This is a genomic window from Mesorhizobium sp. M0296 (assembly GCF_040321675.1).
In the GTDB taxonomy this organism is placed as follows: Bacteria; Pseudomonadota; Alphaproteobacteria; order Rhizobiales; family Rhizobiaceae; genus Mesorhizobium.
This window is the reverse complement of sequence record NZ_JAMYRZ010000039.1, coordinates 21,056-40,516: the sequence shown is the minus strand read 5'-3', so window position 1 is coordinate 40,516 and position 19,461 is coordinate 21,056. Positions and strand designations below refer to the sequence as shown.

Sequence of the window (19,461 nt, the reverse complement as noted above, 5' to 3'; positions counted from 1 at the left end):
GCATCGTCGTGACGATCGAGAGCGGCCGCGTACCGTCATTCCGGCCATCCGCAGGTCGCGCGCAATAAAAGCGACAGCTAAAGTACGAGCGTTCGAGGTTTATGCTTTTTGTAGATGCGCCTGCATTCCCTCTGTACTTCCAACTTTCGGCGGGTTAAGCAAGACACGGGTCTTGAGGGGGAATTCATGAACATCGCCACGCGTTTTGCTGCCGCCATGATTGGCACGTCTCTGCTTGCCGGCTGCACTACCTTGACCGAAGGCGAATTCAACACGATGCATACCACGCTTGAAGGCAGCCCTGTCACCAAGCGCGTGGCGATCAACGAATGCATTGCACGCGAGAGGTCCACGCCGCTCAACGAAAGAAAGACTTACGCAGCAATCATGAATGTCAGTGTCGCAAAATACGACAGCGCCTTTTGTAGCCGGCTCTTTAATGCCGTTGCTAATGGCAGGCTGACTTACGCGGACTACCGCAGGCTTTCCTCGCCGGGGGCCGACAGCAGCAAGTTGATCAAGATCCTGCAGGGCCGCTAGCAGGCGCCGCCAGCAGTCTTGCGACCCCGCCGCGGCAAGCCGTTGTCGCGGCGTCAGTTATGATCGCCGCGTCACATCTGGTCGTTGTAAGGTTCCTTGATCTGACCGACCATGCGTGCCAGTTTCGAGAAGGACGGCATGTCCGTCTCCGGCTGACATTGATTGGCCAACTCCAGCAGTCGGATCGGGAAGTTGACGGCGTCGCGGCTCGACGCCGACATGCCTTCGGACCTTTCCTCGTTGGTCTCGCTGGCTTCGGCCTTGCGCAAGGCGATGTCTATCTCCTCGACGGAGACCACGCCCTTGCGGACCAGGACCTGATTGATCGATGCGATGGCCATCAGCAGGCCTTCGAGTTGCAGATTGGCGACGTTCATGATGATTTTTGCTCCCATTGGCTACGGGTCAAACGCGCGAATGCCTGTTCTGATCCGCGGCTGCGGCTGCTCGTCGGCCGGTGAGATGCCTCGGCAAATGGAGAAAGCGCCAATTGCCGACGCTGCGTTCGCGCCCACAAAGTGGCTGGCGGGCAGCGCGAGGCGCCGAAGAGAATTCGGATTTTTTGTCGCCGTGCCAGATTTGTTCTTGCTTTGTGCCGGCAGCTATGCTACTAATTTGGGTATGGTGCTAATTGGCTCCAACGACCCGCCCACAGAGGCGGGTTTTTGTTTTCAGGCTTCTTTTCGATCGAACGTTGCTTGTGTTGCCGGCTTTAAGTCGGCGGGACAGCGCCCGGGACAGTACCCCCCCTCTGGCCTGCCGGCCATCTCCCCCTCAAGTGGGGAGATTGGCGGTTTCGGCGCTGCGCTCTTCCTGCAACGTTGGAGATTGGCGAAAGCCGGCGCGAAAGCCGATCTCCCCCCAAGTCGGGGAGATGTCCGGCAGGACAGAGAGGGGCGCGAAGGAATGCAGCCTAGCGCTCTTCTTGGAAGGTCAATCGGGAGGCGGACAAGGCGAGGCGCTGAACGGAATTCGCATTTTTCTGCCGCCATGCCACATTTTGTTCTTGCTTTGTGCCGGCAGCTATGCTACTAATTTGCGTATGGTGCCAATTGGCTCCAACGACCCGCCCGCCGAGGCGGGTTTTTTGTTTCAGGCCGGTTTGGAGACGATCACGGCGAGCGAGGCGAGCTTTCCGTCACTCAGGCTTCGGATGTAGTTGCGGCGGCGCTGCAGGAATTCCGCGCCCATGACGACTTCATTTGCCTGCTGCTGCGCCGGCGAGGGCACGATGCCGGAATTGGCCCTCTTCAGCGCCAGCTCAACATGTTCGCCGGTTTCGTCGACGATTTCGTCGATGCGAAATCCGGCATCGACGAACAGGGTTTTCAATTTTTCCCGATCGGCGAGGTGGCTGGTCGCCGCAGAAACCGCCCAGGGCATGGGATAGTAGGGCTCGCCGCCGGCGAGCACGGCTTCGGTCCAGATCAGCCTGCCTCGCGGTTTCAGCACGCGCCAGGCCTCGTCGATGACCGCGGCCTTGTTCTCGATGTTCATGCCGACATAGAAGCAGATCGCCGCATCGAAGGTGCTGTCGCCAAAAGGCAGTTTCGTTGCGTCGGCCTGATGGAAGCGAACCTTGTCTGCCAGTCCGCTGAGTGCGGTCAGTCGGCTCGACGCGGCGACAAAGGCTGGTGTCAGGTCGATGCCGTCGACCTGGCAGCCATAGGTCGAGGCCAGAAACCTTGCCGGCCCGCCAATGCCGCAGCCGATATCCAGGATCCGATCTGTCGGCGAAGGAGCAAGACGGGCCGCATGCTCCCGCGTGGCGATCAGTTCGCGGCCATGGAGCTGATCGAATGGATAGAGTTGCGCGGCCGCGAGTTTTCCGGCCGGGTCGGCGTCCGGGATCGCGGCCAATATGCGATCGACGATGCCGTCGCTGCCGTAGTGACTGGTGACATTGCCCATGACGCGTTCCCCTCAAGCGCAACCACCATCCCATCAACGCAAGTCTCACGCAATGCCCGCCTTTTTCGCCCCTCCTTCCAGCCGTTCACCGACGATGGTGCGAGGTCGTCAGTGCATTTTCTTCCACCGCGCCACATTTTGTTCTTGCTTTGTGCCGGCAGCTATGCTACTAAACTGGGTATGTTGCCAATTGGCTCCAACGACCCGCCCGCCGAGGCGGGTTTTTCATTTCGGGCTCCTGTTCGACCGAATGTTGCGTGTGCTGCCGAGGTATGTCGGCGCGAATGAACGCGACCGACTATGCCGGTCCGCAACCACCTATCGTCCATAGATTTCCCAACGCGCCCGTGCGCCCATTTCAGAGACACCCCATGTCCAACCGTTACGCCACCATCATCACCGACGATGACGGCCGAGAGGTCGTCAGCGCTATTGGCGAGTTCGCCGGCGCCGCACCCTATGCACGCCATGGCCGCTTCGAGGCGGTCGCCGCCGGCGTGCGGATCGGCATGGTGCGCGGCGGTAGCGTCGATGCGGTCGGCGGCTTCGGCTTTCCGTCGGGAGCACTCGACGGCAACGCGGTGGCAATTCTCAGGGCAAGGCTGAATGCTTTGCCTGACGCCGGTGCGATGAAGCCCGGCACGACGACTGATGCGAAACCCGCAAGCCAGCCGCGGAAGCCGAAATCGGCACGCGCCGGCAAGAAGGCCAGGCCGCGCAAGCGCATCGTGCGGCCAGGCAACAAGAAGCCGATGTCCGCCGGGACGGCGGAGTAGGGCATGGCCAAGGCTCCTTCCACCGGCGATCCGCAGCCGCACGATCAGGCACCCGGCAAGCCCGGCCGAACCAAGCGGGCGAAGAAGACGCTGGCCGATGGTTTCCTCGAAGCGATCCGCGCCGATTTTCGCGCCCATGGCGCCGGCGTCATCGCCGAGGTGCGCGCCGAAAAGCCCGATCAGTACCTGAAGCTCGTGCTGTCGGTGCTTCCCAAGGACCTTAATGTCAACATCAACAATCTGGATGCATTGAGCGATGACGAAATCAGGCAGCGCATCCGCGGCCTCGAAGCCGTCCTTAGGCCGTTCCTCGAGAAGCCGGGCTTCGCAAAAGGCCTCGCACAGCCGGGCGGCAAGGACGGAATATCTCAGCCTGCTGGCGGAGCTGGACCGCAGGCGCCGCACTAACCAGCTTGCCGCCTATCGGCCCTATCCCAGGCAGGCCGAGTTCCATGCAGCCGGCGTGACCAATCGAGAGCGCCTGTTCATGGCCGGCAACCAGCTCGGCAAGACCAGGGCCGGCGGCGCCGAATGGGCGATGCACCTCACCGGCCGCTATCCAGATTGGTGGCAAGGCAAGGTTTTCGATTGTCCGGTTCGGATGTGGGCGGCCGGCGTCACCGGCGAAAGCACGCGCGACAACCCGCAGCGCATCCTCATCGGCCCGCCGCAGCAGCAGGCGGCCTGGGGCACCGGCATGATCCCGGCCGACGCCCTCGTCAGCACGATGGCGGGGCGGGCGCCGGGCGCGCTCGACAGCGTCGTGGTGCGCTGGGGCGGCGGCGGCGATGTCCAGGCCGGTGAATCGGTGCTGTCGTTCAAGAGCTACGAGAAGGGTCGCGAGAAATGGCAGGGCGAAACGCTGCACGGCGTCTGGTTCGACGAGGAGCCGCCGCTCGACATCTATTCCGAAGGGCTGACCCGTACCAACGCCACCGGCGGCATCACCATCGTCACCTTCACGCCGCTGCTCGGCATGTCGGACGTGGTGCTGTTGTTCTTGTCGGCTGAGGAGGTTGGAGGGATGGGACAGTGACATCGCAGGACTTGGGTTCCTCGCCCCACAAAGTAGGGAGAGGTGGCCGCGCAGCGGCCGGAGAGGGGACTTTTGTAAGCGCCAGACGCTGGCTTCCTCGATTGTTGTCTGCACAGGTCGGCGCAATTCCCCTCTCCGTCTCGGCTTCGCCGAGCCACCTCTCCCCACTCCGTGGGGCGAGGAACCCAAGCTTTTGACCGACCGCGTCATATTCTTTGCCGGACAACATCATCCGTCCAGCGCCTGCCACCACGATTCAATGCCGCGAGGGCGCACAATGACCCGCCACGTCACCTTCATGACCATCGACGATGCCGAGCACTATACGCCGCAGCAGCGCGCCGAGATCGTTGCCGCCTATCCGGCGCATGAGCGGGAAGCCAGGGCAAAAGGCATTCCGGTGCTGGGCTCCGGCCGCATCTTTCCGGTGGCCGAGGAACTGATCGCCTGCGAGCCGTTCCCGCTGCCGCGCTATTGGCCGCGGCTCGGGGCCCTCGATTTCGGCTGGGACCATCCCTCGGCGGCGGTCGAGCTCGCCTGGGATACGGAGGCCGATGTCGTCTATGTCACAAAGGCTTGCCGGGCTTCGCAGCAGACGCCCGCCATGCAGGCGCTGACCTTGAAACCATGGGGCGAATGGCTGCCATGGGCATGGCCGCGCGACGGCCGCCGCGAGACGCTGGAGGGTGCCGGCACCGCCCTTGCCAGGCAATATTCCGCGCATGGGCTGAACATGCTCGCCAGCCACGCGCAGTTCGCCGACGGTTCGGTATCGGTCGAAGCCGGGCTGATGGAGATGCTCGACCGGATGCAGAGCGGCCGCTTCAAGGTGTTCTCGACGCTTTTGCCGTGGTTCGAGGAGTTCCGGCTCTACCATCGCAGGGATGGCCAGGTGGTGAAGCTGCGCGACGATTTGATGGCGGCGACACGCTACGGCGTGATGATGCTGAGGGAAGCGCAGGTCGACCCGGCGGTGTTCAAGGCCGCGCGGCGGAAGGCCGGGCAGAGCGATCCGCTGGGGGCGTTTCGGTGACCCTCCGCATCATTCCCGCCACCCTGCGCGACCTCTCCTACATCGCCGCCAACCTCCGGCCCGAGGACCGGGTCGAGATCGATTGCCAGTTCGACCACTGGTCGCCGGCGCTGCTGGCGCTGACGGCGCTGCAGGGGTTTGCCTATGTCGCCGAGCTCGACGGCAATCCGGAGGCCGGCTTCGGCGCTGCCGAGCAGCGCGGCGGGCTGTGGATCGCCTGGAGCTGGGGCACGCGCCGCATGAGGCGCTGCGTGCCTGGCATTACCGAGTTCTTTCATGCCGTGCTCGGGCCTGAAGTCGCGGCGCGCGGCGCCTGGCGTGTCGAGGCCCGCGCCTTGGCGGCCAATCAACTGGCGCTGCGCTGGCTTGCCCGGCTCGGCGCGACGCAACGCTGCCGCCTGCCGGGCTATGGCAGGAACGGCGAGGATTTTCTGCTCTACGACTGGATAAGAGCCTCTCACTCTGGAGAAAACCATGTGCCTTTTTCAAAAGCCGCCGGCGCTGAAGCCGTTGCCGCCGACACCGACCATTGCCGACAAGGATGTGCAGGCGCGCGAAGCCGCCTTGCGGGCCCAGCTTGCGGCCAATGACGGCACCGCAGGAACCGTGAAGACCGATCTGTCGCCCAGTGAGCTCACCGGCCAGCGCCGCGTGCTGCTGGGGTGTGACATGGGCGCCATGAGAAGAGTGTTCCGCAACCGGGTGCTCGCCTGGTGGTACTGGCGCCGGCACGCGCGGTTGGTGAAGAAGAGATAGACGGGAGCTTGTCTGCCGGGATCGCGTAAGCCGCGATCCTTCGCGCCCCCCTCTGTCCTGCCGGACATCTCCCCCTCAAGTGGGGAGATTGGCTGTCGTCTCGGTCTTCGCCAATTTTCGAGGGGTGCAGAAAAGGCGTTGTCCTCCAAGCTGCCAATCTCCCCACTTGAGGGGGAGATGTCCGGCAGGACAGAGGGGGGTGTTCAAGTGCATGCCTCTACAATTGCCCTGCGGTGTTTCGCGTTTTCCGTAACAGCCCAGCGCAAATCGTGTTCCTTCCGCACGATTGACATTCCTCCCTCAGCCGCCATGCTGCATTGCAACATGGCTATCGAGGAGTTCGGCATGACAGAAGCCCGGTCATCGCGCATCGAGTGCCTGGACGGGCTTCGGGCGCTCGCCGCGATCTGGGTGCTCATCGGGCACTGCTTGTTGTTGACCGGCTGGCAGATTCCTATTCTTGGCGAACCGGATCTCGGCGTCGATCTGTTCATCATGCTGTCCGGCTTCCTGATGGTGTTCCACTACCAGCTGCGCCAGGACAAGGAGCCCTGGCAAAGGCCGGAAACCTGGCTGAAATTCTGGACCCGCCGCTATTTCAGGATAGCGCCGCTGTTCTACATCATGCTGTTCGCTGCCCTGGCGCTCGGCCCCTATCTCTACGGGTCGAGAATGGTCATCGACGAGTTCCTGCTGCGGTCGCCGCAGGCGCCCGAGCGTTATCTCGACAGCGGCCTGAAGAATATCGGCGCCCATCTGCTGTTCCTGTTCGGCCTGGTGCCGAATTTCGCCTACCGCACGCCGCTGCCGGATTGGAGCCTGGGGCTGGAGATGCAGTTCTACGCAGTGTTCCCGGCCATCATGCTGCTGGTGCGCAGGCTTGACTGGCTATGGGCGGCCCTCGTGGTCGCCACGATCGGCAGCGCGATGGTGTTCTTGATGGGGCAGTTGTCGGTGCATTTTCCGATGCCGTCGTTCCTGCCGCTGAAGATGCAGATTTTCCTGTGCGGGATGCTGCTGGCGGGCGTCGTCCATCAAAGGCAGAAGCGGCCCTTCGTGCATCTGGCACTGGCCATGCTGCTGGCGGCGCTGCCCTTCGGCGGCGGCTATGGGCTGGGCAAGCTGGTGATGCGCGAAGTGCTCGTCCTGGGGTTCTTTGCCCTGGTTCTCTACCGCATGCTGCCGGGAATGGTGGGCACCGTGGCCAGAAAGATCGCCATGACGCTCGCCAACAGGTTCTTTCATTTGATGGGTGAGCTTTCCTTCAGCATCTATTTGATCCATCTGCTGGTTCTCCAGCCGGTGGCGGCTCTGGTCATCACCCAGTTCGGCCACGAGCTGTCGGCGCCGCTGCGCTTCGCGGTCGTCACTGTCATCGTCTTGCCGGTGGTGGGCCTGCTGTCCTGGATCACCTACACGCTGATCGAAGTACCCGGCCAGAAGATGGGGCGTTTCGTGGTGCAGCGCTTTGGGCGCAAAGCCGCGCTGGAGACGACGCCGGCGGAATAAGGCGCTGCCGATCTCCCCCCTTGAGGGGGAGATGTCGCCGAAGGCGACAGAGGGGGTCGCCGATCCACGCGAGACGACCCCCTCTGTCCTACCGGACATCCCTCAAGTGGGGAGATCGGCAGCTTCGGCGTCCCGCCATTTCTTTCTTTTTCCCATTGAGTTCATCAAGCGAGGCTGACCATGAGCGATTCCCGTGCTCGCGATATTCTGTCGCGACAGGCTGAACTGGAGAGCGAGCGCAGCCAGTACGAGCATGTCTGGGAGGCGGTGTCCGAATTCTGCGATCCCGACGCGCCCGATATGTGGAGTGGCCGCCGCCAGGCCGGCGTCGATTCGCAGGCCGAGCGGCAGGAGCGGCGCGGTGCGCGGGTCTATGCCAATACCATAAACTCGGCCGCCAACCGGCTGGCCGCGGGGCTGGAGAGCCTGATCATTCCGCAGTCGGAGAAATGGCATGGGTTGTCGACCGCGGCCATCAACGACGAGGAGACCGACGAGGAAAAGGAATGGGCGGAAGCGCTGCGCGATTTCCTTTTCTCGCTGCGCTACTCCGCCAATTCGAACTTCGTGCCGGCAACGCAGGCCTGCCTGCGCAATGTCGTGCGCTACGGCCCGGCCTATCTCTATGCCGAGGAAGGTTTTGGCGGCACGCTGATCCGCTATGCCTCGATCCCGGTGGTCGAGGGCTATCTCTCGCGCAACCGCTGGGGCCAGGTCGATATTTTCCACCGCCGCTACGAGCGCACGGCAAGACAGGCGGCGCAATTGCTCGGCTACGACAGACTGCCGGCGCGGATCAAAATCCTGGTCGACGACTCCGCCAAATGCGAGACGAAAATCTCGCTGATCCAGTGCGTCCAGCCGCGCGACGAGCGCAAGATGTACAGCCTCTCCGGTTCCTACCAGTATTTGGATACGGCGTTCGCTTCCTATCACGTGATCGAGGACGAGGAGGTGATAGTCAGGGAAAGCGGTTTTCGCTCGTTCCCGGTGTCGTGCTTCAACTGGCGCCGCTACGAGGGCGATCCGTACGGCATCTCGCCGACCATTGAAGCACTGACGACGGTGCGCGAGGAGAACGCCGTGCGGCGCTCCGGCCTGCGCGCGCTGCAGCAGATCACCGATCCGGCGACCGCCTCCAAGGCAAGGCTCGACTATGTGCCGGTGCTCAATCCCGGCGAGAACTATCCCGGCCTCATCGATGATGCCGGCCGGCCGCTGATCGCGCCGATCGCCACCGGCCAGAACCCGACCTATGCCTTCAATTATGCCGACAGCCGGGCCGAGGAGATCCGTGACATGATGTTCGTCAACCTGTTCCAGACGCTGGTGCAGAACCCGCAGATGACGGCGACCGAAGCCTTGATCCGGCAGGGGAAAAGGGCGCGCTGCTCGGCCCCTCCGGCTCGATCATCCAGGCCGGCTTTGCCAGCAATCTCGACCGCGAGCTGGGCATTCTCGAGGACAAGGGACTTTACGAGGAAGACAGCCGCTTCCTGCCGCCGGCGAGCCTTGCCGGCAAGGCGTTGCGGCCGACCTTCACCGGCCCGCTCGACGTGCTGCGCCGTTCGGTCGAGGCGCGCGACACCATCCAGGTTGTCACCACCGCCATGCAGATGGCGCAGTTCGACCCCGGCGTGATGGACAATATCGACGGCGACGAGGCGCTGAAGATCGTGCAGGGCGCCGGCCGCAGCCCGCAGCGCATCTTTCGCCGCCAGGACGAGGTGGCCGGCATCCGCGATGCCAGAGCCAAGGCTCAAGCTGAACAGGCCGGCATGGCGGCGATGGCTGCCGCCGGCAAGGTCGCCAGGGATGCCGTGCCGGCGGCAGTGCAGGCGCGCGACAGCGGCCTGCTCGACGGGCTCGGCGGGCTGATGCCGCAGGCTGCGCAAGATGCTTCGGGCGGGCAGGGCGCATGAGCGGCAAACGCTTCGCCCATTCCAGCCAGGCCGGCGGCCCGGCCAAGGCGCGGGATGCCCTGGCCAGGGCCTATCTCAGGGTGTTCTCGGGCCAGGACGGCGAAATGGTGCTGGCCGACCTGACGGCCGTGACCGGCTATTACCGCCGCCCGTCCTATGGCGAGTGGTTGGCCAAGACCAAGACGCCGAACGGCTTCGAGCTGCACAGCGCGCTGAGCAATGCCCGCGCCGAAGTGGTGCAGCACATTATGGGGTTTTTGATGCTGGACGAGGCGCAACTGGCGGCACTGGAGAAGGCGGCGAGGCTGGAGGCGTAGGGGGCGGGGAGCACTGACCTTGCGGAGGCCATGACCCACTTCGGCTGATCATTGTGCAAGTTTACGAACCCGGTGTGATGCAACTTGTCCCTAGATCCCAACATGATGGTGGGACTACCTTCCAGGAGACACAACACCCGGATCGCCGAGGAGGATTTTCTTTGTGGGGAAAACAATAAGGTTGCTGGATATCGTTGGACGGTTGCCGGAATTTGACGAGGAGGACACGATTTATGTGTCGGAGCCTTGGACCGAGGGTTCAGATGCAATGGTTGCGACCGAGCCGGAAGAGGGATTGGTGCCAGCGGAGGCAGCCAAAGCGGGCCTGACATACTTTATCGAAATATTCATTGCGATCGAATTTACCGAGGCCTGGGTTGCGTCGTTGAAGGAAAAGCCCAGCCTGTCGGCCATCTGTGAAAGGCTCATTTATTACGCCGAAAATGATGCGTAGGAAGTAAAAATGTCGACTGACCCACGTTATGATGGACAGCCGCTGCTCAGGCTACTGGAGCTTTATGTGCTCTGGGCCATCGGAGAACTTTCTCAGGAGTCGGAGGATGGCTTGAAAAAGATGGGCCCCAAACTGCAATCTATCTATGGCGGCGATGGACAATGGCATGACGCAATAGCCCAGTCTATGCACATGCCTGAGGGAATGCCGGCAGCAATCCGGGATATGTGGGCAAGGAACCTCAAAATCGCCCGCGACAATGATGTAACTCTCACACCGCAGAAATTTGCGGAGATGTTCGTGGAGGAAAATTTCGTGGGTTGAACGTTCTTGTGATTGGAATTGCGAATTGAGGTGATGATGCCCCTAATTCTGCCCTGCCGTACACCCGGCTTGGCCTGACAGATCGTCCCTTAAAGGGCGTCGCGTATCGACGCGCCTTTAGGTCTTTGTTCATCCATGTCGTTGTCCCAGAACCGCTGCAAACTTTTGGGCGACATGCACTAGCCGCTGAAGCTGGCTCCACCGCGCCAACCGCATTCTACGATCAATAATCGCCGTTATAATACCGGTCGTCGCAGGGGGCAGTGTAGATGCGGCCGCTGGTGCGATCCTGATAGCGGCAAAGCTGTTCGCTGCGCGGCTGCGGCGTGGTGGCGTTGCCGACGACGGCGCCCAGCAGGGCGCCGGCTCCGGCACCGATGACCGTGCTCTTGGTGTTGCCGCCGATCGCCTGGCCGGCAAGCGCGCCGGCGCCGGCGCCGAGCAGCGCACCGGTGCTGGTTCTCTGCTGTGCTTCGGTCTGCGCACAGCCTGCCAATGCGGCAGTCACCAGCATGGCGGCAATGGCTCTGGACATGGTCATCGTCTGGTACTCCCTTGAAACCTATGAGCTAATACACGGGGTGATTTTGCCAAGTGCGGTCGCATTTGCGGCGGAACATAGGCACCGTGCCTCACGAAATAAGACATGGTTGTTTTTGTCTGACAGCCTGATCCGCAAAGAAAGTAACCGAACAAGACCCAAAGAGCTTCATCTCCAGTCGACCTTCGAGAGCGCTACGCTGCCTCGATCTGCATTACCTTTTTCGCCGCAGCGGCCAGAAATCCGGATCGGCTGTAGCCGTGGCGCTCCGCATATCGGTCAATCTGATCGAGGACATCTTCCGGAATGGTGACATTGACACGCACGACCTTCGCAGCTTCAGCTTTCAAGGGAACCAGGATGGCGACACCGCTCAGATTGTCCTTGTCCGACATCACTTCCTCCAGGGATGACGGTTCGGGAATGGCCTCGCCATCCTCGACCAGCCCCTCGACATGAAAGGCCAGTGCTTCCCCGGCCATGGCACGGGCATCATCCAGGTTGACGCCGGCTGTCACCAGGCCCGGAAAATCGGGAAAGGAGACGCCGAAGTCGCTGTCCGCTTGCTTGTGGATCAATCCGATATAGTTCCGCATTTCTCTACCTCAGCTTCACGCCGGATTGTTCTTCAATACTCTTGAGAGTGCCGATCGGGATGTCGCGCTTGGGATGCGGAACTGTCACCCGGCCCGGCCTGGATTTGTGCTTGAACTGGGCGTGACTTCCTTTTCGAGCCACTTCGTACCAGCCATCCGCCAACAGCCTGTGAATGACATCGGCGCTCTTCATGTTGTGTATAGATACACATAACTGATCCAAATGTCCATGAGCTTTTGCCGCTGTTGCGTGCGGCGGCCCAGCCGACCCCGTTTTCAATCCTGCAAGAATGGAGATACCAAATGACCCGAGGTCTTGCCCGGACGCTTTCGCGTGCCGCCGCCAGAGAAGCCGGCCTTGCCCCGCCCAGGGCGGGGCTTACCGCCAGGACGACTGGGCAGGGCGGCGCCTACCGCACCGTCTTCTCCTTCAATGCCATGCCGGTGCCGGTCACCGATGCGCAGGGCTTTGCCAGCCAGAAGCTCTTCGACTTTCTCGATGGCAAGGTCCGCATCAAGGGCGGCACGGCAAGACTGCAGTTCGCCGTGCTGACGCCGCGCGCCTCGACCATCAACGACAATGCCGCGCTGACCTGGTCGCTCGGCTCGACGGCAGCATCGAGCGCGGTGCTTGCCGGCACCATGGTCAATGTGCTGGCCGCGACCGGCCGCACGCTGGATGGCGCGGGTGCCGCGCCGTCGAGCGCGTCGATTGCCGATGTTGCCGCAGCCTTGACGCTCGACGGCACCGTGACGCCGGTCGACCTCTATCTCAACCTGGCGTTTGCGACCGGCACCGATATCGACGCCGACGGCACGCTGGCGGTGTCGGGCACCATCACCCTGCTCTGGGAGAACTGGGGCGATAATGCCTGAGGCCGGCCGGCTTAGACCAGTGGCGTTCCGTCGGACCAGAATGCGTAGAGTTTCGCCCACCAGATAGCCGACTGAGGCCGCAGCCATGGCTTGAAACGGTCGGGGTGTGTGCTGCGATGCAGGCTCGGGTTCTGCAGATCTTCGAGCAGCCCGACGATCGCGGCTTCCCGCACGTGGCGATTGCCTTCGACGATCCAGCGCTCGACGACATCGAAAATGTCGCTGAAGCGATCTGTCTTTCCAGCTTCGAGATGGTGAATCAGGTGGAGAGCCAGCTCCGACAAGGCAAGATACAGCGGCTCTTCCGCCTCATCGCGCCATTCATCGTGGAATCTGTCCCATTGCCCACGGAACGACGGATCGGCCGCCATCAGCGGCTCGAACATGTTCGAGCCGTCGAAGGTGAAGTCTGCGGCGTCGTTCTCTCCGGTCATGCTGCCTCTTTTCGCGCGGCAGCTCCGGACTGGCAAGCTTTAAGCCCGGCTGAACCAGCCGGCACTTTTCATTGAACCCTAAGTAAAGGAATCTTCTCATGACAGATCTGGCAGACGCCGGGTCCGTGGTGGCGGCGCCACCGGCGGGCAACCTTGCACGGCCACCGGCCAACGGGGACAACGGGTCCGCCCCGCCTGCGGCCAAAAGTTGGTTTGACGGTCTTTCCGAAGGCAACCGCAAGCTTGCTGAAACCAAGGGCTGGACCAAGCCTGAAAGCCTCGATCGGGTCTTCGCCTCCTATGCGGAGCTGGAGCGGCAGCAGGGCGAGAGCCTGCGCGTTCCGGCAGCCGATGCAGCCGCGGAAGACTGGGACAGGTTCCATGCCCGGCTGCCCGAGGCGATGCGTCCGCTGACCTCACCCGAGAAGGTCGAGTACCGGCGCCCCCACGGGCTCCCCGAAAACTTCGCCTATTCGGACGAGCTCGCCAATGCGTCCAAGGCCTGGGCGGTCGAGGCAGGTGCTACCCCGAAGGTCGCACAGGCCTATCACGACCGCTTCGTCGGCTACATGGCCGAGCAGGCCAAGGCACAGCAGATCGCCCTTGCCCGCTCGGTCGAGACGACGCATGACGACCTCGTCAGGGATTGGGGACCGACCGGCAGCGATGGCTTTCGCCAGAAGCTCGAGGTCGCCAACCGGGCGATGAAAAAGCTCGGCCTGGTCAATGCCTACAAGGCGAAGGGCATCCTTCTGCCGGACGGTGCCTTGACCGACCCGCAGATCGCCAAGGCGTTCCACGCCATCAGCGAGGCGATGTTCCGCGAAGACACGATCGACGGCAATGCTGCCTTGAGCGGAGGCAATCCCTTCAAGCGCAATGCCGCCGGCGAGCGCAACCTGACTGGCATCTCGGCGCTCGTCAAAAGCGACCCCGCCCGCGCCCGGCGGCTGGCACGCGAGGCCGGCGAAAATCCCGACCTGTGGATGCCCAACAATCCTCTTTAACCCAAACCTGAAGGAAGACAAAAATGGCAGACGCCTATACCCGTATCGCGGACGCGATCGTTCCCTCCGTCTATGCGCAATACTCGTTCGAGGAGCACGTCCAGTCGCTGGAGATTTACCAGGCCGGGATCCTGTTTTCCGACCCGTCGATCGCCTCGAAGCTCAGCCTGGGCGGACGTTCCGTCGACATGCCCGGCTGGAAGGACCTCGGCAACGATCCGTCCGAGCCGGTCAATGACGACCCGGCCGACTCGATCGAGATGAAGAAGATCGGCGCGCGCCGCGAAGTCGCGGCCCGCAATGTGCGTGCGCAGGCCTGGGGCATCCCGGATCTGACCTCGATCCTTGCCGGCGACGATCCGCAGAAGCTTATCGTGCGCCGCCAGACCGACTACTGGCAGCGCGCCAACAAGCTTACGCTGCTGGGCATACTGAAAGGCGTGCTGGCCGACAACATTGCCAATGACGCCGGCGACCTGGTGCGAATCACCGGCGCCTCCATCGTCGACACCGACATCATCGAGGCCGCCTATCTGATGGGCGACCGCGCCGACAAGTTCAAGACGATCTGGATGCATTCCAAACAGATGAAGACACTGAAACTCGCCGACCTCATCGACTATGTGCCGTCGTCCGAGCAGGGCGGGCCGCTGATCCCCTATTACATGGGGCTCAGGGCTGTCGTCGACGACGACATTCCGGTTGCCGGCGGCGTCTACACGGCGTTCATGTTCAAGGACAAGGCAATCCTGTGGAACGAGCTGCCAGTCAATACCGAAGGCGGCCCGCTCGAGTTCGACCGCAAGCCGCGGCAGGGCCATGGCGGCGGCGTCACCGAAATGGTCGTGTAGCGCGCAAAATCACTTGGCACCTCCGCGCAACTTCAGTTGGCACCAAATCGCGCGCTTTCAACGGCCGTTAAAGGTGGTTCCAGCGCCGGCCTCTTGACGAGACCGCAAGCAGCGCGAGAATTCCTGGGCAGGGAAACCTCAGCGAGCGCGCCGGCCTCCAGTCGGTACGCATGGAGCAATCCGAAAGGCATGTTCGTTATGAAGCATGGAATCTTTGAAGAAGTTCCGTGGTCGGACTCCATCACGGTTTACGACAAGGAGCATTTCACCATCTACCTGCAGATCTTGGACGCCTGCGCTGACAATGCCAGCGAAGAGGAGATGGCCAAGCTCATTCTCGGCATCGACCCCGTCCTTGAACCGGTCCGCGCTCGCAAGGCTCTTCGCAGCCATATCGACCGGGCGAACTGGATGGTAACGACTGGCTACAAGGAATTGCTCGCCAGCTGACCGATCGCGAAGAGGCGCACATTCTCAGGTGGACCATGCTTTTGAATGCCTTGAAGGGTCATTTAACGGCTTTCGAGAATCGGTCACCGTCCCGGTGCCCGTAAGGGCCGGTGCGGCAGTTATCTGTTTGATGCTGTCGAGCGGGTCGGACGCCAAATCTAGACCCGCTTCTCGGGAAACAACCCGAGCACCTGTCTTGCTTAGGTAGAGGGTTGACCGAAACGGGCAGTAAATTGACTTCGCCCGTTATTGGTGCATTCTACCCCTTGGGCTTGGGAAAAAACTCATGACAACGCACTCTGAGCGGCTCGGAGGCGGCGTAGGCGCCGTCGGTGGGAATTCCGCGTTCCATTTCGAAGATGTCCCTTGGGAACGCGTTTTTCTTTGGTGGATTGTCATAGCCGAAGATGAGCGCTCGCCACTTGTCTTACAACATGCGTGGCGAACGCGTGGCAAAGATGGACGTTGGCGTTACCGGACCTTTCGAACGGATGAGGAAAAATACGAAGATTGGCATGACAACCAAGTGTGGTGATCATCCCAAAACGAGTTTCACCAACTCGCGCCCGACCGCAGCGTGTTCCAGTAAGCCTGGATGGTTTGAGTTATTCGCGGCACAGACATCGGTGATGTCTATGCCTATCGCCTGGATATAGCGGGCGTCATAGATCGGCATCATCGACAGGAAGCCGGCACCCTTTTTATAGGCTGCGCGTTTCAGTCGACGGTTTGTTTCCTCGTAGCCTGCAGATGAGCCGGGGCTAGGCACACCGAGAACGAGCACGTCCATGCCGGCTGTCTGCAGCGTCTGAATAATAATCTCCATCCGGTCGCCGGTGGAATCATTGCCGAGTTCGTTCATTCCGAGACAGACAATGGCGAGATCAGCTGCGACCGCCGCGGCATTGGTCAGCCACGCGGTCGGGGTTACGCCAGACACCGCATCCGCCGTGGCATAACCAGCAATGCCGAAATTGTCGTAGAAAAGATCGGTGCCAAGCGTGTAGCCGATGCCGACCAGGCCCGCGACAAGCTCCCAATTCCAGCCGACTTTCGTATGGATCGCACCGCCGCCATCATCGGCCCTACCAAGCTGCAGTGACGTGTAGAGCGGTATCGCGCTGACGACATCGGCACCATAAGCCGCACGCAGGTACTGATAGGTTCCGCTGTTGGCTGCTCCTGCATCACGCGCTATGCCATTTGCGCCAGTCGTCACGCCACCGCTTGCACCGCCGGCAATGGCAGTGATGCTATCGCCGAAGCCGAGGACGCGGAGAGAGGCGCGACGACGAGCTTTGCTGATCGAGCGCTTGAGTATCCGTCGATTGCGGCGGCGTTCTTCCTCCATCTGCGCTGCAACATCGCGGACCTCGCCATTGGCATCGAGGTCCCACATCGGTGTGGCCGTGACGGCAGTGCTGGTGACCCGTAGCAGATAGAGCGGAACGTACAGGGCGCTGGAGAGTGCGGGGATGAAGGCTGTCGGATCGGTCGTTCGCTCCGTACCGGCGACCAGCCCAAAGGTGCCCGCCTCGATATCATAGTAGAGGACATCATATCGGGTGTAGGTGGCAGTCGCGGCAGCGAGCGCCCTGGCATCGTTGTGGACCGAAAGAGCGCCGTTGCGATTGAAGGTGATCGCAGTCGTGATGTTTAGGCCTGTTGCCGCAAATGTACCGTCAGTGATGCTGTCGTCATATCGATCTGCACCAGCCTGCTCCAAATCGATGACGCGCTGCTTGATGCCCGCGAGCGGCCCCGGAGTGACATCAAAACCCCATGCAAGGCGTGTTGTCACCGCCGTAGCAGCGGTGAAACCCGACAGGTTCCCGGCTGAGGCATACCAACCAAAATCATCGCCAATGCCGCCGTTTGAGGCCAGCGTGTTGCTGGCGTAGAGGCCAAGATATTCGCCGGCATTGACCGGGAAATACCCTAGTTGATCCTCAGTGATTTGGTTGAGACCTACGGCGAGCGCCACCGGCAGATCGACACCAACTTGTGACCAGTCATTTCCGGACCGCGCAAAACGTTTAATAAAGGCAGTCGTCGCAGACAGGGCGAAGGCACGGAAAGCTGACAGAACGCCAGCCCGTCGAATGACCTCACCATAAATATAGGTGTTCGCGGTCGCGGCCGATCCTGTGACGGGCGCGGTCTTGCGGCCAATGGTCTGCACTTCGTAGAGCGCTTGGCTGCTCTCGATTGATGCTACTCGCTTGTCGAGGGACGGCACCGAGCCAATCGAAAACGAAAGGCCAATCTGGAATTGGAAGGCAGACGCAACGGCGGCATCAGTGAACGCCGAGACATTGCTCGCGGTGTTATAATAACCACCGCTGTCCGCTGCGGCGGCGAGGTAGGCGAGCACGTTGTTCTGATAAAAGCCGATGCGGTCTCCCGTCTTGACGCGCCATGTGCCGAAATCGGCCGGAGTCAGGGTGTGCAACCCTGCCGAAAGCGTCAAGATAAGTTCATCTTCAATCTGGGCGAAGTCGTCGACCGTCTTAGACCAGCGCCTCAGAACTACGTCGCCCGCGTTCATCGCAAAATATTGAACCGATGCCAGGTAGCCATCGGCTGAAATCGTGTTGGCGTAAACATATTGCTGCGATGGCAATGCGGTCCCGGTAACCGGAGCGACAGAACGCCCAATAGTCTGAGTGGCTATTAGCGCACCAACGCCCGCAAGGGCATCGAAGTGCTCGCTAAGGGAGGCATAGCCACCGCGACCAGCTATCACCTCGGCCGTTGTGGCATTGGCAGAACTCGTCTTGACCAGAGTAAGAACGGTCGTGCCCACCACGATTGGAGAGGGCGTCTGTAACGCCCATGTCTCGGACGCATGCGTACCCGCTTCGACCTCGAAACGAGCGCCGATCAATTCGGCCTCGGTGTCCATGTCTGCGGACCGAATTGCTGCCCCGGCCGCCTGCACGACATACACGCCGTCCGCAGCGGCCCCGGCTGGCGTCGCGCGACCGATCCGGTCATTCACAGCCAGAATCAGGCCGTCCAGCGTCGAGCCTGCTGTCATAGTGGCAGGATCAGTCGCTGTGGTGACAAGCAGCCGCACCGATTGCTTGGCAGATTTGACGCCACTAAGAGCGATGGTCTCAACGGCATCGACGCGGCCAGTCAGATTTGTAACCTGGCTGGGCAGCGCAGCTAGCTCGTCGACCTGCAGGCCGAGCGCTGTATCCGCAGCGATGCGCGATGACGTCTCTTCTGCTAGTGCTTCAGCGATCGGCCCGTCGGCAGCGATCTGCTCCGCGTGGTCGGCCATCGACTGTCGGGCCGAGCGCTGAATGCCGTCGATCTCAACATTGCCGACCACCTCATCCAGAGCGGCGACCAGCGGGAGGTCGGTACTGTATATGCCGTCCATTTGTCAGTTTCCCTGTTGTTAAGGCGCGACGTAGCCGCCGCAGTTGAAGTAGGTTTGGGCGCCGGTGGTGATGTTGGCGACGTTGAGAGCCGTGTTGACGCTCGACGACAGCGGCGATCGGAATTCGATGTCCAGGCGCCCGCCGGCGGCCTTGAGAAAGCCGCGATAAAGGACAGTCGCGCCGCCATCCTTGACCAGAATTTCGGTGTCGACCGTGGCATGGGCATTTACGGCAGTCAGCCATGTCATGTGGTTACGTTGGCCCGCCACCGCCGCCTTCACCGGGACATCTGCGGTCCCGGTCTCGCCACCGGCAGCTGCGGGGTAGCGCCAGGTGGCGGCCGGGTTCAGGGCGGTCAGGTTCTGGGCGATGCGCTGCAGCCGTCCGTTTAGGCCAGACGAGGCGGTATCGCTGGCCGGCGCCGCCTCGATGAGCGAGCCGAGCAGCGCATCATCGTCGGTCGACAGCGTGACGCTGAGGCTATTGGCGGCGCTCTTTGCGCCAAGCGTCGACGGCAGCTTGACCGACAGCAGCCGCTTGACCAACGCGATCAGGGAGAACGTGCCGGCATCGGACGTGGCCGCCGCATCGGCCGTCCCGCCCAGCGCCTCGTCCATGCCGTCGCGCACGCCATGCATGGGATGGTGTTTGCCCGCGACCAGCTCGCTGTCGATCGCGACCGGGTCGCCGGTGACGCTGTCAGTTGTGTTAATCTGGCTGGCGGCCATTTGTGTCC

Annotated in this window: 22 protein-coding genes and 2 pseudogenes; 16 read left to right on the top strand and 8 right to left on the bottom strand. The window is 61.9% G+C overall.

Annotated elements, in window-relative coordinates:
• The first annotated feature begins 186 nt into the window (after positions 1 to 186).
• Positions 187 to 540 (top strand): hypothetical protein, encoded by a 354-nt coding sequence (locus NKI97_RS28345; RefSeq protein ID WP_352750270.1) that lies wholly within the window; start codon positions 187 to 189, stop codon positions 538 to 540.
• Positions 541 to 611: 71 nt separating this feature from the next.
• Here the strand turns inward: NKI97_RS28345 and NKI97_RS28340 are convergent, their stop codons facing one another.
• Positions 612 to 917, bottom strand: a complete 306-nt coding sequence (locus NKI97_RS28340) for a hypothetical protein (protein WP_352472199.1) — start codon at positions 915 to 917, stop codon at positions 612 to 614.
• A gap of 715 nt (positions 918 to 1,632) precedes the next feature.
• Entirely contained in the window at positions 1,633 to 2,451 is an 819-nt protein-coding gene (locus NKI97_RS28335) for a methyltransferase domain-containing protein (protein ID WP_352453768.1), read from the bottom strand.
• Between the two features lie 371 nt (positions 2,452 to 2,822).
• Here NKI97_RS28335 and NKI97_RS28330 point away from each other — a divergent pair, with 371 nt between their 5' ends.
• The 11 genes and pseudogenes from NKI97_RS28330 to NKI97_RS28280 all read left to right on the top strand — a co-directional run bounded on the left by NKI97_RS28330 (position 2,823) and on the right by NKI97_RS28280 (position 10,578).
• Positions 2,823 to 3,227: a hypothetical protein gene (locus NKI97_RS28330; protein WP_352453769.1), complete on the top strand. Its 405-nt coding sequence runs from the start codon at positions 2,823 to 2,825 to the stop codon at positions 3,225 to 3,227.
• Positions 3,228 to 3,230: 3 nt separating this feature from the next.
• Entirely contained in the window at positions 3,231 to 3,635 is a 405-nt protein-coding gene (locus NKI97_RS28325; RefSeq protein ID WP_352453770.1) for a hypothetical protein, read from the top strand.
• Positions 3,601 to 4,234 (top strand): annotated as a pseudogene (locus NKI97_RS28320) (terminase large subunit domain-containing protein); the annotation flags it as partial. The gene NKI97_RS28325 and the pseudogene NKI97_RS28320, both read left to right, overlap by 35 nt.
• A 306-nt stretch (positions 4,235 to 4,540) precedes the next feature.
• Positions 4,541 to 5,296, top strand: coding sequence for a phage terminase large subunit family protein (locus NKI97_RS28315; protein ID WP_502907129.1), 756 nt, complete (start codon positions 4,541 to 4,543; stop codon positions 5,294 to 5,296).
• Positions 5,293 to 5,886, top strand: coding sequence for a hypothetical protein (locus NKI97_RS28310; protein ID WP_352837802.1), 594 nt, complete (start codon positions 5,293 to 5,295; stop codon positions 5,884 to 5,886). The genes NKI97_RS28315 and NKI97_RS28310 overlap by 4 nt, the downstream gene beginning before the upstream one ends.
• Positions 5,887 to 5,902: 16 nt before the next feature.
• Positions 5,903 to 6,052, top strand: a complete 150-nt coding sequence (locus tag NKI97_RS28305) for a hypothetical protein (RefSeq protein WP_352837800.1) — start codon at positions 5,903 to 5,905, stop codon at positions 6,050 to 6,052.
• Between the two features lie 345 nt (positions 6,053 to 6,397).
• Positions 6,398 to 7,561 carry an acyltransferase family protein gene (locus tag NKI97_RS28300; RefSeq protein ID WP_352837798.1) on the top strand — a complete coding sequence of 388 codons (1,164 nt, stop codon included), beginning with the start codon at positions 6,398 to 6,400 and terminating at the stop codon, positions 7,559 to 7,561.
• 180 nt (positions 7,562 to 7,741) lie between these two features.
• Positions 7,742 to 9,483, top strand: a pseudogene (locus tag NKI97_RS28295) (portal protein).
• Positions 9,480 to 9,800 (top strand): Bbp19 family protein, encoded by a 321-nt coding sequence (locus tag NKI97_RS28290; RefSeq protein ID WP_352837796.1) that lies wholly within the window; start codon positions 9,480 to 9,482, stop codon positions 9,798 to 9,800. Before NKI97_RS28295 ends, NKI97_RS28290 begins: the two are co-directional and overlap by 4 nt.
• Before the next feature lie 181 nt (positions 9,801 to 9,981).
• A complete protein-coding gene (locus tag NKI97_RS28285; RefSeq protein WP_352490981.1) occupies positions 9,982 to 10,254 on the top strand; it encodes a hypothetical protein in 273 nt (90 codons plus the stop codon).
• Between the two features lie 9 nt (positions 10,255 to 10,263).
• The gene (locus NKI97_RS28280; protein WP_352837794.1) at positions 10,264 to 10,578 is read left to right on the top strand and encodes a hypothetical protein; all 315 of its coding nucleotides are present in this window, start codon (positions 10,264 to 10,266) and stop codon (positions 10,576 to 10,578) included.
• 223 nt (positions 10,579 to 10,801) lie between these two features.
• Here the strand turns inward: NKI97_RS28280 and NKI97_RS28275 are convergent, their stop codons facing one another.
• The 3 genes from NKI97_RS28275 to NKI97_RS28265 all read right to left on the bottom strand — a co-directional run bounded on the left by NKI97_RS28275 (position 10,802) and on the right by NKI97_RS28265 (position 11,908).
• Entirely contained in the window at positions 10,802 to 11,119 is a 318-nt protein-coding gene (locus NKI97_RS28275; RefSeq protein WP_352453776.1) for a YMGG-like glycine zipper-containing protein, read from the bottom strand.
• Between the two features lie 194 nt (positions 11,120 to 11,313).
• A complete protein-coding gene (locus tag NKI97_RS28270; RefSeq protein WP_352541138.1) occupies positions 11,314 to 11,715 on the bottom strand; it encodes a type II toxin-antitoxin system HicB family antitoxin in 402 nt (133 codons plus the stop codon).
• A gap of 4 nt (positions 11,716 to 11,719) precedes the next feature.
• A complete protein-coding gene (locus NKI97_RS28265; protein ID WP_352837792.1) occupies positions 11,720 to 11,908 on the bottom strand; it encodes a type II toxin-antitoxin system HicA family toxin in 189 nt (62 codons plus the stop codon).
• Between the two features lie 110 nt (positions 11,909 to 12,018).
• Between NKI97_RS28265 and NKI97_RS28260 the strand changes: the two genes are divergently transcribed.
• Positions 12,019 to 12,591, top strand: coding sequence for a hypothetical protein (locus NKI97_RS28260; protein ID WP_352678816.1), 573 nt, complete (start codon positions 12,019 to 12,021; stop codon positions 12,589 to 12,591).
• Positions 12,592 to 12,602: 11 nt separating this feature from the next.
• Here NKI97_RS28260 and NKI97_RS28255 read toward each other — a convergent pair whose 3' ends face one another.
• Complete coding sequence (locus NKI97_RS28255) at positions 12,603 to 13,025, bottom strand: DUF7674 family protein (RefSeq protein WP_352837791.1); 423 nt, start codon at positions 13,023 to 13,025, stop codon at positions 12,603 to 12,605.
• Between the two features lie 98 nt (positions 13,026 to 13,123).
• Here NKI97_RS28255 and NKI97_RS28250 point away from each other — a divergent pair, with 98 nt between their 5' ends.
• The 3 genes from NKI97_RS28250 to NKI97_RS28240 all read left to right on the top strand — a co-directional run bounded on the left by NKI97_RS28250 (position 13,124) and on the right by NKI97_RS28240 (position 15,333).
• Entirely contained in the window at positions 13,124 to 14,032 is a 909-nt protein-coding gene (locus NKI97_RS28250; RefSeq protein ID WP_352837789.1) for a hypothetical protein, read from the top strand.
• 23 nt (positions 14,033 to 14,055) lie between these two features.
• Complete coding sequence (locus NKI97_RS28245) at positions 14,056 to 14,883, top strand: Coat protein (RefSeq protein ID WP_352837787.1); 828 nt, start codon at positions 14,056 to 14,058, stop codon at positions 14,881 to 14,883.
• Between the two features lie 198 nt (positions 14,884 to 15,081).
• Positions 15,082 to 15,333, top strand: a complete 252-nt coding sequence (locus NKI97_RS28240) for a DNA -binding domain-containing protein (protein WP_352813531.1) — start codon at positions 15,082 to 15,084, stop codon at positions 15,331 to 15,333.
• 535 nt (positions 15,334 to 15,868) lie between these two features.
• On the opposite strand, the gene NKI97_RS28235 is transcribed toward NKI97_RS28240, so the two are convergent.
• Positions 15,869 to 18,724 carry a hypothetical protein gene (locus NKI97_RS28235; protein WP_352813532.1) on the bottom strand — a complete coding sequence of 952 codons (2,856 nt, stop codon included), beginning with the start codon at positions 18,722 to 18,724 and terminating at the stop codon, positions 15,869 to 15,871.
• An 18-nt stretch (positions 18,725 to 18,742) separates the two neighbouring features.
• Positions 18,743 to 19,453, bottom strand: a complete 711-nt coding sequence (locus NKI97_RS28230; RefSeq protein ID WP_352813533.1) for a hypothetical protein — start codon at positions 19,451 to 19,453, stop codon at positions 18,743 to 18,745.
• Between the last annotated feature and the right edge of the window lie 8 nt (positions 19,454 to 19,461).